The following is a 16,412-nucleotide window of genomic DNA, read 5'->3' on the forward strand; positions in this document are numbered from 1 at the left end:
TCAGAGCGTAATCTGGTAGCTTTTCACCTGGCAGGGCTTCAGTGCTCCTGTATGGCTCTGTGCGCCAGAAGTTGCGCGTGGTATTTCATCCAGGCCCGTTTCCTGCCAGCCGGAAATAGGGTGGTTGAAAGTCACAAGATCGTCCTGAAGTACATCCTGTTCCGAAGGGTTGTACACACGTAAAATCAGTGCGTCTGCATCCTCTGCTTTTTTCAATACACTGAGCACGGTGCCTTCGGGGGATTTTTGCAGCAGGCTGTATGTAGCCGGAATATTCCGCTCCGCTACGTTGAGCTTCATCGCGTTATAAGGGATTTTGTTGTAGCACTGTATCGGTGTGTTATTTTCACGCGCTTGCGCCATAACACCCGCTTCGATGATAGTTCCGGCAAAAGGCATCAGGGTGAACTGGCACACCAGTTTTCCACGTGTCTGGGAATCAGGTGTTGGAATTTTGATACCAGACGGACGCCCAGGGCGCAGCAGTAAGTTCTCTTTGCCTAATACGCCAACACCGCGCAAGAGTGTTAACGCCAGTGTGTCGCGTGGGCTATCGGCCTGGCTGGCAATCACTTCGAATTCGCGCAGGCCATTCGTCATTACTGCCATCCCCCCCGTTGAATGTTCTACTGCCGCGACATTCATCATTTGGTAGACAGGTACTGGTGCTTCCTTCCACCCTTCCTGTTCCCACACCTGCATTGCAGGGTCTTCTGTTGGGCGGGTAATAAAGCCAAACTGGTTATCTGCTGTTACGGTCGTTGCCGCAAATGGGCAAGGGATTAGTACGCGAACACGGTGGTCATCCGCCTGGTTATCCAGCGTGACGGAAACTTCAATGCGCGGAGAATGCTGTTTGAGCACAACTTCATATTGCACATCAAGATAACCATCCTGGTTAGCGCGAGTATTGCGTGCAGCCAGGTTCGTAGGGATTGCCATACGCAGTGAAATGGTGGCAACAGACTGGAACCCTTCATGACAGAGGGTGGTGGTTGCAGGAAATTCATCAGAATAAATCAACCATTCCTGGCGCGATGGTGAGTAATCGTACTCATCACCATCATCTGAACCATCTTCTATGCGCAGTGCCTGGTCATAGACCTTACCCGTTGCTTTATCTTCAATTTTGAGTGTGCCATTGGGGTTTACAGTGATGCGGCACCAGGCATTCTCCAGGCAGTTATCAGTTGACTGAGGTGACTGCAGCGCAGGCTGTTTATCTGCTTCAATATACAGGGTGGTGAACCCCATGGACGGAACAGCGTGAACCAACTGGATGTCATATTCAACAAACGGGTCATAGTTGCCGTAATGCACTATCTGGCGGTCAATCTGCCCTGGGTCTATTTCGCGCTGTGAGCGAATGAAATAAGGCACCGGATTCCCATCGCCATCAACAATATTGAATTTTTTCGCCCGTAAGGTGACCGTAGTATTAATGACCGTTTCCCGGCTATACGGTAGCAAATTGAATAACACCAGTGTGTCATTCCCTTCCTGTTGCGGCATGTGGTCGGCAATTTTACGCTGATAGAAATTGATAAGATTGGTCGCCATATCATCGGCAAGAATATACCGATTCAGAATTTCAGCATGTACCTTGTCTGAGCAGCAGCAGCCAATGGAGTCATGGGCATGGTTCTTCATGCTCTCTTTCCACATTTTCTCGATAAGGCCATGGTGATAGTCGAATCCCAGCGTCCAGGCAATGGCGGCCAGTGGCTCCAGAATATTGACTATTTTATTTTCTACTACAGCATGCAGAAGTTTTATATCCATGCGCGTAGAAGAGATTGTCCGGTGGACACGCATATACTTGCCGTCATTGAACTCCCCCTGAACAGTATCCAGCTCATGGCGCACAGCATCAATTCTGGCAAAAATATCCTCAAAGCGGCTCATAACAAACTGCCTGTCTGGATAGGTTTTGCGTAATGCATCCATCACCGTAAATATATCCTGCTGCAACGGCATTTGATCATGGCCATTGGGGAGTAAAATATCGCGGGTGACGCTGGCATTTTCCAGTACAGGCAGGTATTTATCCAGGCGCGCACGTAAAGCTACACTGTCTTGCGGCAGATACTTTCCAATGGCATAGCCCAGTGGTAACACCTGTGCCAGTACTGACGAACCATCTCTGGATTGCCAGATAAATTCGGTTTTGTTGGTGCCATGGCGCTCTGAACACCCACGCCAAAACATGGCATTCTGAATACCAAACCCATTGTAAATCATGGGTAACTGAGCACTCATGGAAAAAGAATCAGGCAAATAGCCTATTTTCATCGGTTCGCCAAATGACAGGCAATCTCGCATGCCATACATCATATTACGCACAATCGACTCACCAGAGACTTGCATGGTATCCGTTTGCGTATACCACGGGCCGATAATTAATTTCCCGGCCTCAACCAGCGCTTTTACCCGGGTTTTATTTTCCGGTTTGATAGCGAAATAATCTTCCAGAATAGCAGTTTGCCCATCGAGGACGTAATAACGGTAATCAGTGTCTGTTTCCAGCCGACCAAGAATTTCTTCCATATTGTTGATCAGCAAAATACGAGATTCTTCAGTAGTGAAATACCACTCCCGATCCCAGTGCATATGTGGAGTGATGTGAACGCGAGAGAGTGCCATAAGTGAATCCTTTACACCTGTTGAATAACGAAAATTGTTCCAGTACAAAGGCGCACGCCTGGAATATGCAGGCGGCACCTTTGTTTCTCAATTACGATTGCGTGGAAACGTTGGTTTTGAACTTACCGTTCTTCATTGCATGCCCGCGCCACAGAATAAGGGTCAGTGTGGAAATCACCGTTCCTACTAACGCAGCACCCAACCAAATTGCAGCCGCCGCCAACTTGCCTATCCCGGCATCGTGGAGCAAAAACAGTGAGAAGATCCCGGCACCTGGTGTTGAAAGCCCAATACCAGCAGCACCTATCATTGCCCCGGTGACCACAGACCCCAGCAAAAAGGAACCAATGACTCGTACCGGGTCTTCAATTGCCATAGGAATGGCACCTTCAGTGATTCCGGCCAGCCCCAATAACCAGGTTGACTTGCCCGTTTCAATTTCAAAATCTTTAAACAGGCGAGGAGCAAGTAATGTTGATGCGGTTACCGTAAATGCGGAGACCATTTTTACTGAACCAAAGATGGCGTAAGGCCCAAAAACACCATTTGCCATCGCCCCCAGGCAAAAGGCATAGGCTGCCTTGTTGACCGGCCCACCCAGGTCAAAGGAAACGAAGAGGCCAATCAATGCCCCTAACAACAATGCATTGGTGCCAGACAAACTATTCAACCATTCCGTTAAACCGTGGTTGAGCATTGCGACAGGTTTGCCAATGACAAACAGCATTAAGGAACCGGTAACCAGAGTGCCAAGCACCGGATAGAGATAGAATGTCAGAAAACCATTAAACGCGGGGTTGAGGCGGATATGCTGTTTAATCCAGCGCATCACATAGCCTGCTATCAACCCACCGACGACACCGCCAAGAAAGCCTGAACCAATCAGGTTTGCAGCAACGCCAGCCGCAAACCCTGGCCCCAAAGCAGGTTTATCAGCCAGAGAATAAGCGGTATAGGCGGCGAGTACGGGAACCATCAATGTACCCAGTAATCCACCACCCAATTGCCGGTACATCCACAGCCATGAGCCTTCTTCACCATACACAGACTGAAGGTCAAACATTTGAGCAATCAGGACGGCAACGGCCAGTACAGTACCGCCAGCAACAATCAGCGGTACCGCATAAGAGATGCCAGAGAGAAGTGCCTGCTTCAATTCTGTTTTCACTGAAGGCTTACGAGCTGAAGTGCTGGTTGCTACTGGTTGTGCCGCCTGACCACGCTCTTGTTGCGCCGCTTCTTTGAGTATGCGTTCAGCATGTTTGATTGGCTCAGCCACCGGGACTTCAATACGTGGCAACCCTTCGAAGCGCTCAATCTCTTTCACGGCCACCTCAGTGGCAAACACCACAGCCCGGGCTTGCTGGATTTGTTCCGCACTCAGTCTGTCTTCAATGCCGTTGGCGCCTTGTTTTTCCACAAACACCCGATAGCCCAGCTTTTTGCCGGTTTTTTCCAGGTATTCTGCAGCCATGTAAGTATGAGCAATACCGGCCGGACAAGCAGTAACACACACAATAACTGGCGCATTGCCCGCTGCTGACACAACCTCACTTTCAACTACAGGCTGGGTATCTGTTGCCTCCTGACTGAGCAATGCGAGCAATGTTTCAGCAGACGTGGCGCTGGAGACGCCAGCCCGAATATCGTCATCAACCAGTGCCGTAGTAAGCGCGGTCAGAAGTTGCATATGTGTAGAGCCAGCCTCTGCATTGGGAATGGCAAGAAGAAAGATGAGATTAACCTCTTCATCTTCATCAATCCCTTGCCAGGTAAGGGGCTCACGTAATGTTGCTACTGCAAAGGCCGCTTCCTTTACGGCATCTGTTTTACCGTGCGGTACTGCCAGCCCTTCACCTAAAGCGGTCGGGCCTTGTTCTTCCCTGGCAAATACTGCCTGTAAAAATGCGTTTTTATCGTGCAATTTCCCTTGCTGATCGAGCTGTTCAGCCATCGCATTGATTGCGTCTTCACGGCTCAGAAACGTTGTTTGTAGCGTTATCAGCTCAGGGCAAGTCAGTGAGGTCAGATTCATAACAGATATCCCTGCATCCATTGAGGTAATCAAGTTTCCAAAATAATACATTTAAAATACAAATACGTCTTGATGATGATCTCAAAATCAGAAATTGGTATTGTTTTTGTATTAAATTTAAGAAAAGTACAGCAAACGAGACGGCACGACTTGTTTCAATTAATGATATTTGTACTATACAAATATGCCTTCAGCCCCGGTGAACACGAAAACGATGACTTCACCAAAATGATAACCACTGAAAACCATGACCAGACTTCCGCTCTACCGCCGTATCGCCAATGATATTCGTGCAAAGATTCACACTGGTGAGTATCCCGTGAATGAAGCGTTGCCGACTGAAGCGCAGTTGCGTGAAGTGTTTTCTGTCAGCAGAGTTACTGTACGGCAGGCTCTCAAGTTGCTCATTGAAAACAACGAACTCGAAAGTATTCAGGGTAGCGGTACCTATGTGAAGGCCCCTAAAGTCAATTACGATATTGACCAGCAAAGTAGCTTTGCTGAGAAATGGACGCACCTGAAAGGCGTCACTCACAGTGAAGTTCTGGCATTTGAAATCCAGCAAGCTAGTATTACGCAGGCCGAGCAACTGAACCTAACCAAAGGTGAGAAGATTTTTTATGTCAAACGGGTGCGATTTTTAGATACCACACCAATCACAGTTGAAGAGACCTGGCTGCCCGCAGAAATGTTTCCCGATTTAACCTACCAGGTGATGAAAGGCTCCAAATACGAATTTATTGAACAGCATAAAGGGCTTATCATCGATCGTAGTGAACAGGAGTTATTGCCGGTATTACCGGAGCCAGATATTGCAGCGTTGTTGCAAATTGATGCCGGACGGCCAATTATTGAAAAAAGAACCCGCGGTTATCTGCAAGGCGATGTTGTGTTTGAATACAGCCGAAATTACTTCCGGCCCGATGAATACCGTTTCACCGTTGTGGCTAAACGCCACCGGGAATAGGTGCCAGCTCAAATTCAGACACAAAAAAACCCGCCGAAGCGGGTTTTTTCAGTAAAAGAGCAGACGATTAAGCCTGGCCTTTCACTTCTTTCAGACCGTTGAACGGTGCGCGGTCACCCAGAGCTTCTTCAATACGAATCAGCTGGTTGTATTTAGCAACACGGTCAGAACGGCTCATAGAACCAGTTTTGATCTGGCCTGCAGCAGTACCTACCGCCAGGTCAGCGATGGTTGCATCTTCAGTTTCGCCTGAACGGTGAGAGATAACGGCAGTGTAGCCAGCATCTTTCGCCATCTTGATAGCAGCCAGAGTTTCGGTCAGAGAACCGATCTGGTTGAATTTGATCAGGATGGAGTTAGCGATACCTTTTTCGATACCTTCTTTCAGGATTTTGGTGTTGGTTACGAACAGATCGTCACCAACCAGCTGGATTTTGTTGCCCAGAGCTTTAGTCTGGTATGCAAAACCATCCCAGTCAGATTCGTCCAGACCGTCTTCGATAGATACGATCGGGTACTGTTTGGTCAGGTCTTCCAGGAAGTGAGTGAACTCTTCAGAAGTGAACGCTTTGTTACCTTCGCCAGCCAGAACATATTTGCCGTCTTTGTAGAATTCAGAAGCAGCACAGTCCATAGCCAGAGTAACGTCTTTGCCCAGCTCATAGCCAGCAGCTTTAACAGCTTCAGCAATAACAGCCAGTGCTTCTGCGTTAGAACCCAGGTTAGGCGCATAGCCACCTTCGTCACCAACAGCAGTGTTCATGCCTTTGGATTTCAGAACTTTAGCCAGGTTGTGGAAAACTTCAGAACCGATACGGATCGCTTCTTTAACAGTTTTAGCGCCAACAGGCTGAATCATGAATTCCTGGATGTCCACGTTGTTATCAGCGTGTTCACCACCGTTGATGATGTTCATCATTGGCAGCGGCATGGAGTATTTACCCGGAGTGCCGTTCAGTTCAGAGATGTGTTCGTACAACGGCATGCCTTTAGCAGCAGCGGCAGCTTTGGCGTTAGCCAGAGACACAGCCAGGATTGCGTTAGCACCGAAGTTAGATTTGTTTTCAGTACCATCCAGATCGATCATGATCTGGTCGATAGCAGCTTGATCTTTAGCGTCTTTACCCAGAACAGCCTGAGCAATCGGGCCATTTACCGCAGCAACAGCTTTGGTTACGCCTTTACCCATGAAACGGGATTTGTCGCCATCGCGCAGTTCCAGCGCTTCGCGGGAACCAGTGGAAGCACCTGACGGGGCTGCAGCCATGCCTACGAAACCGCCTTCCAGGTGAACTTCGGCTTCAACAGTCGGGTTACCACGAGAGTCGATGATTTCACGACCGATGACTTTAACGATTTTGGACATTAGGTTTTCCTCAGTACAAGTTAAACTAAAACTCCAGACAACAACGCGCCAGTGTAGCCTATTACAACTGCTTTAGCCCGCAAGCGTTCCAGGTAACCCGGCACAATCACCAGGTCCCGGATACGTTCGCGGGCTACGTTACCAGCGTGGCAGTGGCTGTAAGCCCTGTTGCATTGCTGTACTAATATTACTTCTCTTGCCGTTTCTGGTATTCACCAGCAGCTTTCACAAAGCCTGCAAACAGCGGATGCCCATCACGCGGAGTTGAAGTGAATTCCGGGTGGAACTGGCAGGCCACAAACCACGGATGGTCAGGCACTTCAATAATTTCAACCAGTTGGTCATCACCGGAACGACCCGCAATACGCAGCCCTGCGGCTTCAATTTGTTTCAACAACATGTTGTTGACTTCATAACGGTGACGGTGACGCTCAACAATCACTGGTGCACCATACATTTTACGCACCAGGCTGTCGTCGCTCAGCTGGCATTGCTGGCCACCTAAGCGCATCGTACCACCAAGATCACTTTTCTCGGTACGAACTTCAACGTTACCTTCTTCATCACGCCATTCGGTGATCAGCGCAACCACCGGGTACTTACAGTCTGGCACAAATTCAGTTGAGTTAGCATCCGCCATCCCCACCACATCGCGTGCGTATTCAATCAACGCGACCTGCATCCCCAGGCAGATACCCAGGTAAGGGATTTTGTTCTCACGGGCATAACGCGCAGTGGCAATTTTGCCTTCAACACCACGGTAGCCAAAGCCGCCGGGGATAAGAATCGCATCGAGGCCTTTAAGCAGCTCGGTGCCACGCGTTTCAACATCCTGTGAATCAATAAGCTTGATGTTCACTGTTAAACGGTTTTTCAAGCCGCCGTGTTTCAGTGCTTCAATTACCGATTTATATGCATCAGGCAGTTCGATGTACTTGCCCACCATACCGATGGTCACTTCACCAGCCGGGTTCGCTTCTTCGTATAAAACTTGCTCCCACTCGGAGAGATTGGCTTCCGGGCAGGTTAAGCTGAATCGTTTACAAATATAATCGTCCAGCCCCTGTGATTTCAACAGGCCTGGAATTTTATAGATAGAATCGACATCTTTCAGAGAAATAACTGCTTTTTCCGGGACGTTACAGAACAAAGCAATTTTCGCACGTTCGTTGGCTGGAACAGCACGGTCTGAACGGCAAATCAGGATATCTGGCTGGATACCAATAGACAGCAGCTCTTTTACAGAATGCTGTGTCGGTTTGGTTTTCACTTCACCAGAAGCGCCCAGGTATGGAACCAGCGTCAGGTGCATGTACAGAGTACGTTCACGCCCTACTTCGGCTGCCATCTGGCGAATAGCTTCCAGGAATGGTAAAGATTCGATATCGCCAACGGTACCACCAATTTCAACCAGCACTACATCGTGGCCTTCGCCACCTTCAATGATGCGCTCTTTGATAGCGTTAGTGATATGAGGGATAACCTGAACCGTAGCGCCAAGGTAATCACCACGACGTTCTTTGCGCAGAACATCGGAGTAAATACGCCCGGTGGTGAAGTTATTACGACGAGTCATCTTGGTGCGGATGAAGCGTTCGTAGTGGCCCAGGTCCAGATCGGTCTCAGCGCCGTCTTCAGTAACGAACACTTCCCCATGCTGGATTGGACTCATCGTACCCGGATCGACGTTTATGTACGGATCCAGTTTCATCATGGATACATTGAGCCCGCGGGCTTCGAGAATAGCGGCAAGGGAGGCTGCGGCAATGCCTTTACCCAGAGAGGAAACAACCCCGCCGGTAACAAAAATATAGTTCGTTGTCATGCTGAACCTGAGAAGTTAGGTTTAAAAGACGATGGAATAACCAGGACGGGAAAGTAGTATACCTGAACAGCGCATTGCTCACAAACTTTCATTCTTCACTCTCTGGCCGGACACCGAACGTTATACGACGGAAGAAAATAGCTTGTTAGCCATAAATGTTTTTGACGTAAATCAAGCGCTTGTTATTTAATTTTCCTGCTAACTCGCGCTTGATCGTAAAAACCATTTAAATATCAATTTCCTGGCACTTAACTTGTTGCCATGCGCGCTCCATCTGCGCCAGTGTAGCCTTTTCGAGTGTCAGCCCTTGTTCACGGATAATCGACTCAACCTGGCGAAAACGACGCTCAAATTTCAGATTCGCTTTTTGGAGTGCTGTTTCGGCTTTTTTCCCCAAATGGCGCGATAAATTGACGGTGGCAAACAGCAAATCGCCTACTTCCTCTTCCAGTTTATCTTCATCTATCACCGCCTGGCTGGCTTCATGCATAACTTCATCAATTTCTTCATGCACTTTTTCCAGCACCGGGCCCAGGGTTGTCCAGTCGAACCCGACTGCCGAACAACGTTTTTGTATTTTGTGTGCCCGCATCAGCGCAGGAAGTGAATGAGGGATATCATCAAGCACCGAGAATTGTTCTTTTTCTGCACGCTCTTCGCGTTTAGTTTTTTCCCAATTGGCGAGCACTGCCGCGCTGTCATTCAGTGTGGCATCACCGAAAATATGCGGGTGTCGGCGCTCCAGCTTATCGCTGATTGCTGCACAAACACTGGTAAAATCGAAATGCCCAGCTTCTTGCGCCATCTGCGCGTAAAACACAACCTGGAATAATAAGTCCCCCAGTTCGCCACGCAAATCGTCAAAATCTTCCCGTGAAATCGCATCCAGCACTTCGTAAGTTTCCTCCAGGGTATAAGGGGCGATACTGGAGAATGTTTGCTCTTTATCCCACGGACAACCACTTTGCGGGTCACGTAAGCGCCGCATAATGCCCAACAGGCGTTCTATTTCGGTCATTTCGGTTCCTTAAAGATTACAGCGAGAAACAAACCATGAGGGATGACTACCAACTGGCATGGCTCTGGAAAACACCACTCCCGGGCAGGAGAACCCAACCGGGAGTGCATAACTAGCTGATAAATAATTACTAAAATGGTTTTAATTAGCCATGCAGACGACGCGCATCAATCACATCCGGCAGTTGGTTTAGCTTGCTCAAGACACGCCCCAACACCTGCTGGTTGTAGATTTCGATATCCATATCAATGGTTGCCAATTGCTGCTTCACATCACTGCGGCTGGCAACGCCCAGCACGTTAACTTTTTCGTTTGCCAGAATAGTCGTGATATCACGCAACAGGCCACTACGGTCATTTGCCGTTACCCGCACCACCAACGAATAACCACTGGAATAGCTTTCGCCCCATACCGCATCAACCACGCGTTCCGGTGCATTAGCCTGTAACTCGGCCAGTTGTTCGCAGTCCGCGCGATGAATGGAGATACCGCGCCCCTGGGTGATATAGCCAACAATATCATCCCCCGGAATCGGCTGGCAGCAACGTGCAATGTGGTGCATCAGGTTGCCAACTCCTTCCACCACTACCCGGCCATTATCTTTACGGCTTTGGCTTTGTGGTGTGTAGGTTTTTTGCTGGAGCTGCTTGAGCGCCTGAGCATCCTGTTCTTCTGCACTAGGCTTGTTGAACTGCGATTGCAGGAAATTCACCATTTGGTTCAGGCGAATATCGCCCCCACCAATTGCTGCCAGCAATTCATCTACTTCATTGAAGTTATAACGTGGCAACAGGTGTTTTTCGGCGTCTTTCAGGCTGATACCCAAGTGCGCCAGCTCATCATCAAGAATCTGCCGCCCGGCAAGGATATTTTTATCGCGGTCTTGCTTACGGAACCATGCGTGGATCTTGGCCCTGGCCCGGCTGGTCGCCACATACCCCAGGTTGGGGTTTAACCAGTCACGGCTTGGATTGGGTTGCTTCTGAGTGATGATGTCAATCTGGTCACCCATCTGCAGTTGGTAAGTAAACGGGACAATGCGCCCTCCGATTTTCGCACCAATGCACCGGTGGCCCACATCACTGTGGATGTGGTAGGCAAAATCGAGCGGTGTAGAGCCGGCTGGCAGGTCAACGACATCGCCTTTTGGTGTAAAGACATAGACTCTGTCATCAAATACCTGGCTGCGCACTTCATCCAGCATTTCACCAGTATCCGCCATTTCTTCTTGCCACGTAATCAGTTTACGTAGCCAGGCTATGCGGTCTTCATGGCCGGATCGACCACTGGCTGATGCCGTTCCTTCTTTGTACTTCCAGTGTGCAGCAACACCCAGTTCGGCATCTTCATGCATCTGTTTGGTACGAATCTGGATCTCTACCGTTTTGCCCCCCGGCCCCAGAACCACAGTATGGATTGACTGGTAGCCATTGGGTTTTGGGTTCGCCACATAATCATCAAATTCATCGGGTAAATGGCGATAATGGGTATGCACAATACCCAGTGCGGCATAGCAATCCTGCAAGCGTTCGGCCACAATACGCACAGCACGAACATCAAACAATTCATCAAACGCCAGATGTTTTTTCTGCATCTTGCGCCAGATGCTGTAAATATGTTTCGGGCGGCCATAAACTTCAGCCTTCACCCCTTCTTCTTTTATAGCGCCGCGTAATTGCCCAACGAACTCTTCAATGTAGTGTTCACGATCAAGGCGCCGTTCATGCAGTAACTTCGCAATGCGCTTGTACTCATCAGGGTGCAGGTAGCGGAAGCAATAATCTTCAAGCTCCCATTTCAACTGCCCTATACCCAGGCGGTTCGCCAGCGGCGCATATATATTGGTACATTCTTTTGCGGCCAGCACGCGCTCATCTTCCGGCGCATCCTTCACTTCGCGCAAATGCACAATGCGTTCAGCCAGTTTGATAACTACGCAGCGGAAATCATCCACCATAGCCAGTAGCATACGGCGGACGTTATCAACCTGTTCAGAAGAAACGGAGTCCGTATGGGTTGCTTTCAACTGGCGAATAGCATCCATATCACGCACGCCATGAATCAGCGAGGCCACCGACTTCCCAATCGCTTCCTGGATGTCACCTTCGCTGACCACCCGGCTGTCTGCCAGCGGGAAGAGCAATGCAGCACACAGCGTGTCTGTGTCCATACTTAACGTAGTGAGGATTTCAACCATTTCCACACCACGCCACAAAATCAGGTTGGCGTCATCATGGCCTTCGATTTGCTTCTGACAATAGCGCACAGTAGCCGCTAGGCGGGCGCACGACTGCTGGCTCGCTATACCCAGACTTTTTATCCATTTTTCAGGGGCAAACTCGCCAACGTTATTGATATGTGCACTTCTTACCGCAACCATTGTCCTCTCCTTTAGGGACTCATCTGGCAGATGGAGGCCAGTTTCAATCTTTTGATTTTTCGAACAACGCCATCGATTCCAGGTGACCAGTGTGCGGGAACATGTCCAACATTACCAGCCGTGTAATCTGGTAACCCGCAGCCTGTAACACTTCACTGTCACGCGCCAATGTTGCCGGGTTACAGGATACATAAACAACCTTTTCCGGCCTGAGGCGAATAACCTGGGGTATCGCCACCGAGGCACCAGCACGGGCAGGGTCCAGCAATACTTTGGTAAAGCCTTGCCTGGCCCAGGGTTGCCGGGTGACATCCGATTCCAGATTTTCATGGTAGAACGTGGCGTTCTGGCAACCATTATCAAGGGCATTTTGTTGCGCTTTTTCCACTAAAGCCGGAACCCCTTCAACCCCAACAACCTGAGCTGCGCGTTTTGCTAGTGGCAGGGTAAAATTACCCATACCGCAAAACAGGTCCAAAATACGGTCCTGTGAGGTGATATCCAGCCATTCGCATGCCCTGGCCACCATCTGCTGATTCACCTGGTCGTTCACCTGGATAAAATCTCGCGGGCTAAAGCTTAAGCGTAGACCGTCCGACAGATACCAGGGCATGTCACCGCTGATTCTTGTTAATACGTCACTTTCCGGGGCAAGGAACAGCGTTACCAGGTGTAAATGCGAAAAGTGTTCCAGTTTTTCCTGATCTTGTGAATTTAACGGGCGAGTATGGCGCAGCACCATGACGGGACCATTTTCAGCATCCACTAACTCCACATGACCAAGATGGCGAGCCCCCTGCAGTTGTTGCAAACAAGCCTGCAATGGTTTTAATAATGCCTCAAGGCGACGCACCAAAACCGGGCATTGTTGTATTGTCACCAGGTCATTGCTGGCACTTTTGCGAAACCCCATCTGCAAAGACTGTGTTTTTGCAATAAAATTCAGGCTAAGCCGTGCACGACGTCGATACGCCCAGGGGGTGCCGGTAATCACATCATCCACAGCGTGTTTTAACATCCTGGTAAGAGCCTGTGATTTACTTTGCTGTTGCAAGACAACTGAAGCATGTTGTTGTTGGCAGCCGCCACATACGCCAAAATGAGGGCAAATAGGTGATACCCGTTCCGGGCTGTCATTCAGCCTGCGTAGTAGTTTTCCCTTGGAATACTGGCGCTTATCTTCTGTAATTGTGGCATCAACGCGTTCACCTGGTAACGCGCCAGGAATAAACAGTGCTTTACCGTTGTGGCGTGCCACCCCTTGTCCAAAGGTGTCCAGGTCGTCAATAGTAACGGTGAGTGATTGACGCGTCGCCACGCGTCTTTTTGCAGAGTAGAATTGCGCCATGTGCTCGTTTTTACTTAATAATTACTGCGACATATTGTCCCATACTGGAACGTCATGACCAACTACAGCCTCAGAGCCCGAATGATGGTACTGATCCTGGCACCCACGGTGTTGATCGGTTTGTTGTTGAGTATCTTTTTTGTTGTGCATCGCTATACCGATTTACAACGCCAACTGGAAGATGCCGGGGCCAGTATTATTGAACCACTGGCAGTTTCCAGCGAATACGGCATGGACCTGAATAACCGCGAATCTATACGCCAGTTAGTCAGTGTGTTGCATCGCCGCCATTCTGATATTGTACGCGCCATCGCAGTTTATGATGACAATAACAACCTGTTTGTTACATCTAATTACCATCTTTCACCCGATAATTTACGCCTTGCCCCCGGCCAACCGATTCCCCGGCAACTGTCGATTACTCAGCAAAACAGTAATAGCCTGATACTGCGTACCCCGATTATTTCGGAAGATTATCAACCTGATGAATCACCGATAGCTGGAGCAAAACAGCCACATAATACACTGGGTTACGTAGCGCTTGAGCTGGATCTGCGTTCAGTACGGTTACAGCAATACAAAGAAATTTTTATGGCTTCGCTTATGTTGCTTCTTTGTGTCGCTATTGCCCTTGGGTTTGCCTGGCGTTTAATGAAAGATGTCACCCGCCCTATTCGCAATATGGTCAATACCGTAGACCAGATTCGCCGTGGCCAACTCGACACGCGCGTGGAAGGCTTTATGCTCGGCGAACTCGATATGCTGAAAAATGGTATTAACGCCATGGCAATGTCGATAACGGCTTACCACGAAGAAATGCAGCATAACGTTGACCAGGCGACATCAGATTTGCGAGAAACGCTGGAGCAGATGGAAATCCAGAACGTCGAGTTGGATCTTGCGAAAAAACGCGCTCAGGAGGCTGCCCGGATTAAATCAGAGTTTCTGGCGAACATGTCCCATGAGCTGAGAACGCCACTTAATGGTGTCATTGGATTTACACGTCTGACCCTCAAAACCGAGCTTAATGACACACAACGCGATCACCTGCAAACCATAGAACGATCTGCCAACAACTTACTGGCCATCATCAATGACGTTCTGGATTTCTCCAAGTTAGAAGCCGGTAAATTGATTCTGGAAAGTATCCCGTTTTTACTCCATAACACGATGGATGATGTGGTCACATTGCTGGCTCATTCAGCCCATGATAAGGGCCTGGAGCTCACGCTCAGCGTAAAAAATGATGTGCCTGATAGTGTCATTGGCGATCCATTGCGCTTACAGCAAATCATCACCAATCTGGTTGGCAATGCCATAAAGTTCACGGAGCAAGGTAACATTGATATTGTGGTTGAGTGCCGTTCACGCGCCAACCAGAAAGCACAGATTGAAATTCGTATTCATGATACAGGCATCGGTATTCCTGAACGCGATCAATCACGGCTATTTCAGGCATTCCGCCAGGCTGACGCCAGCATTTCACGCCGCCATGGTGGTACTGGCCTGGGTCTGGTTATTACGCAAAAACTGGTTAATTCAATGGGTGGAGATATCTCGTTCCACAGCCAGCCAGGCCAGGGTTCAACCTTCTGGTTCACGATTAATATCGACCTGAACCCGAATGCCATCAGAGACGTACATATCACCGAGTTCCTGGCGGGCAAACACATTGCTTATATCGAACCAAACCATACTGCAGCACAAAGTACGCTCGAATGGCTGGAATCTACGCCCGCGCAAGTTTCATGGCGTGCAAAATTGGATGATTTAAAAGCAGAAAAAATTGATGTGTTGATTCTTGGGGTATCAGTGACATCCCACGAACCTTTATCGATGGAACAGGACTTTTTTGCCCAGGCCCTGAAACGCTGTGCCAGCCTGATTATCGCACTGCCTTGTTACGCACAAATTGATGCTGAAGGCTTAAAGAAAGGCGGTGCCTCTGCCTGTATTCTGAAACCTATTACACCAACCCGCCTGTTACCGTTGCTGGCTGAATGTTGTGGTAACCACCCGGAACACCATGATGATATTCATCCTTACAGCCCACTACCGATAACGGTTATGGCTGTCGATGATAACCCGGCTAATTTGAAGCTGATTGGCGTTTTGCTTGAAGACTTGGTGCAACAAGTGGTGCTGTGCAGCAGTGGGCGCAAAGCTGTGGAAAAAGCCCGCAATGGGCATTACGACATTATTCTAATGGATATCCAGATGCCTGATATGGATGGTATTCATGCCTGTGAGTTAATTCGCCAAATGCCTCATCTGCACAAAACGCCTGTAGTGGCAGTCACTGCGCATGCTATAGCCGGGCAGAAAGAGAAAATGCTACGAGCAGGTATGAATGACTACCTGGCAAAACCCATTGAGGAAGATAAACTGCGCAGCCTGTTATTGCGTTACCACTCTTCCACAAACAATGTGTTACCTGCTACGGCTTCGTTCCAGCAACCAGACACCCCATTACCTGACAGTGATGTCTCTCTCGACTGGCAACTGGCAATACGTCAGGCTGCAAATAAGGTGGACCTGGCACGAGATATGCTCCAGATGTTGATTGATTTCTTACCGGAGGTGCGCAACACCGTTGAAGAGCAACTGGTTGGGGAAGCGCCTGGGGAATTACTGGATAATATTCACAAATTGCATGGTAGCTGTGGCTATAGTGGTGTTCCACGGCTGAAAAATCTCTGTTTTCTTATAGAACAAGCATTACGTAACGACACTCAAGCCAGTGACATTGAGCCAGAGTTACTCGAGTTACTGGATGAAATGGATAATGTTGCCAAAGCTGCAAAGAAAATCCTTGGATAACGCATGATGC

General features: G+C 49.0%; 9 protein-coding genes. 2 read left to right on the forward strand and 7 right to left on the reverse strand.

What is annotated here, in order from left to right:
• Together mngB and mngA are read right to left on the reverse strand one after the other, a co-directional pair.
• Nucleotides 1–2,643, reverse strand: a complete 2,643-nt coding sequence (gene mngB / locus LC084_RS11795; protein WP_226571417.1) for a mannosylglycerate hydrolase — start codon at nt 2,641–2,643, stop codon at nt 1–3.
• Between the two features lie 91 nt (nt 2,644–2,734).
• Nucleotides 2,735–4,678: a PTS 2-O-a-mannosyl-D-glycerate transporter subunit IIABC gene (gene mngA / locus LC084_RS11800; RefSeq protein ID WP_226571418.1), complete on the reverse strand. Its 1,944-nt coding sequence runs from the start codon at nt 4,676–4,678 to the stop codon at nt 2,735–2,737.
• 247 nt (nt 4,679–4,925) lie between these two features.
• On the opposite strand from mngA, the gene LC084_RS11805 reads away from it, so the two are divergent.
• Nucleotides 4,926–5,645 carry a GntR family transcriptional regulator gene (locus tag LC084_RS11805; RefSeq protein WP_226571419.1) on the forward strand — a complete coding sequence of 240 codons (720 nt, stop codon included), beginning with the start codon at nt 4,926–4,928 and terminating at the stop codon, nt 5,643–5,645.
• Nucleotides 5,646–5,712: 67 nt separating this feature from the next.
• Here LC084_RS11805 and eno read toward each other — a convergent pair whose 3' ends face one another.
• The 5 genes from eno to rlmD all read right to left on the reverse strand — a co-directional run bounded on the left by eno (nt 5,713) and on the right by rlmD (nt 13,582).
• Entirely contained in the window at nt 5,713–7,011 is a 1,299-nt protein-coding gene (gene eno, locus LC084_RS11810) for a phosphopyruvate hydratase (protein ID WP_226571420.1), read from the reverse strand.
• A 187-nt stretch (nt 7,012–7,198) separates the two neighbouring features.
• Nucleotides 7,199–8,836 carry a glutamine hydrolyzing CTP synthase gene (gene pyrG / locus LC084_RS11815; RefSeq protein ID WP_226571421.1) on the reverse strand — a complete coding sequence of 546 codons (1,638 nt, stop codon included), beginning with the start codon at nt 8,834–8,836 and terminating at the stop codon, nt 7,199–7,201.
• Between the two features lie 226 nt (nt 8,837–9,062).
• A complete protein-coding gene (gene mazG / locus LC084_RS11820; RefSeq protein WP_226571422.1) occupies nt 9,063–9,854 on the reverse strand; it encodes a nucleoside triphosphate pyrophosphohydrolase in 792 nt (263 codons plus the stop codon).
• 145 nt (nt 9,855–9,999) lie between these two features.
• Entirely contained in the window at nt 10,000–12,234 is a 2,235-nt protein-coding gene (gene relA / locus LC084_RS11825; protein ID WP_226571423.1) for a GTP diphosphokinase, read from the reverse strand.
• A gap of 43 nt (nt 12,235–12,277) precedes the next feature.
• A complete protein-coding gene (rlmD, locus tag LC084_RS11830) occupies nt 12,278–13,582 on the reverse strand; it encodes a 23S rRNA (uracil(1939)-C(5))-methyltransferase RlmD (RefSeq protein ID WP_226571424.1) in 1,305 nt (434 codons plus the stop codon).
• A gap of 54 nt (nt 13,583–13,636) precedes the next feature.
• Between rlmD and barA the strand changes: the two genes are divergently transcribed.
• The gene (gene barA, locus LC084_RS11835) at nt 13,637–16,402 is read left to right on the forward strand and encodes a two-component sensor histidine kinase BarA (RefSeq protein WP_226571425.1); all 2,766 of its coding nucleotides are present in this window, start codon (nt 13,637–13,639) and stop codon (nt 16,400–16,402) included.
• Nucleotides 16,403–16,412: the final 10 nt, after the last annotated feature.

Source organism: Mangrovibacter yixingensis, from assembly GCF_020523985.1.
Lineage (GTDB): Bacteria > Pseudomonadota > Gammaproteobacteria > Enterobacterales > Enterobacteriaceae > Mangrovibacter > Mangrovibacter yixingensis.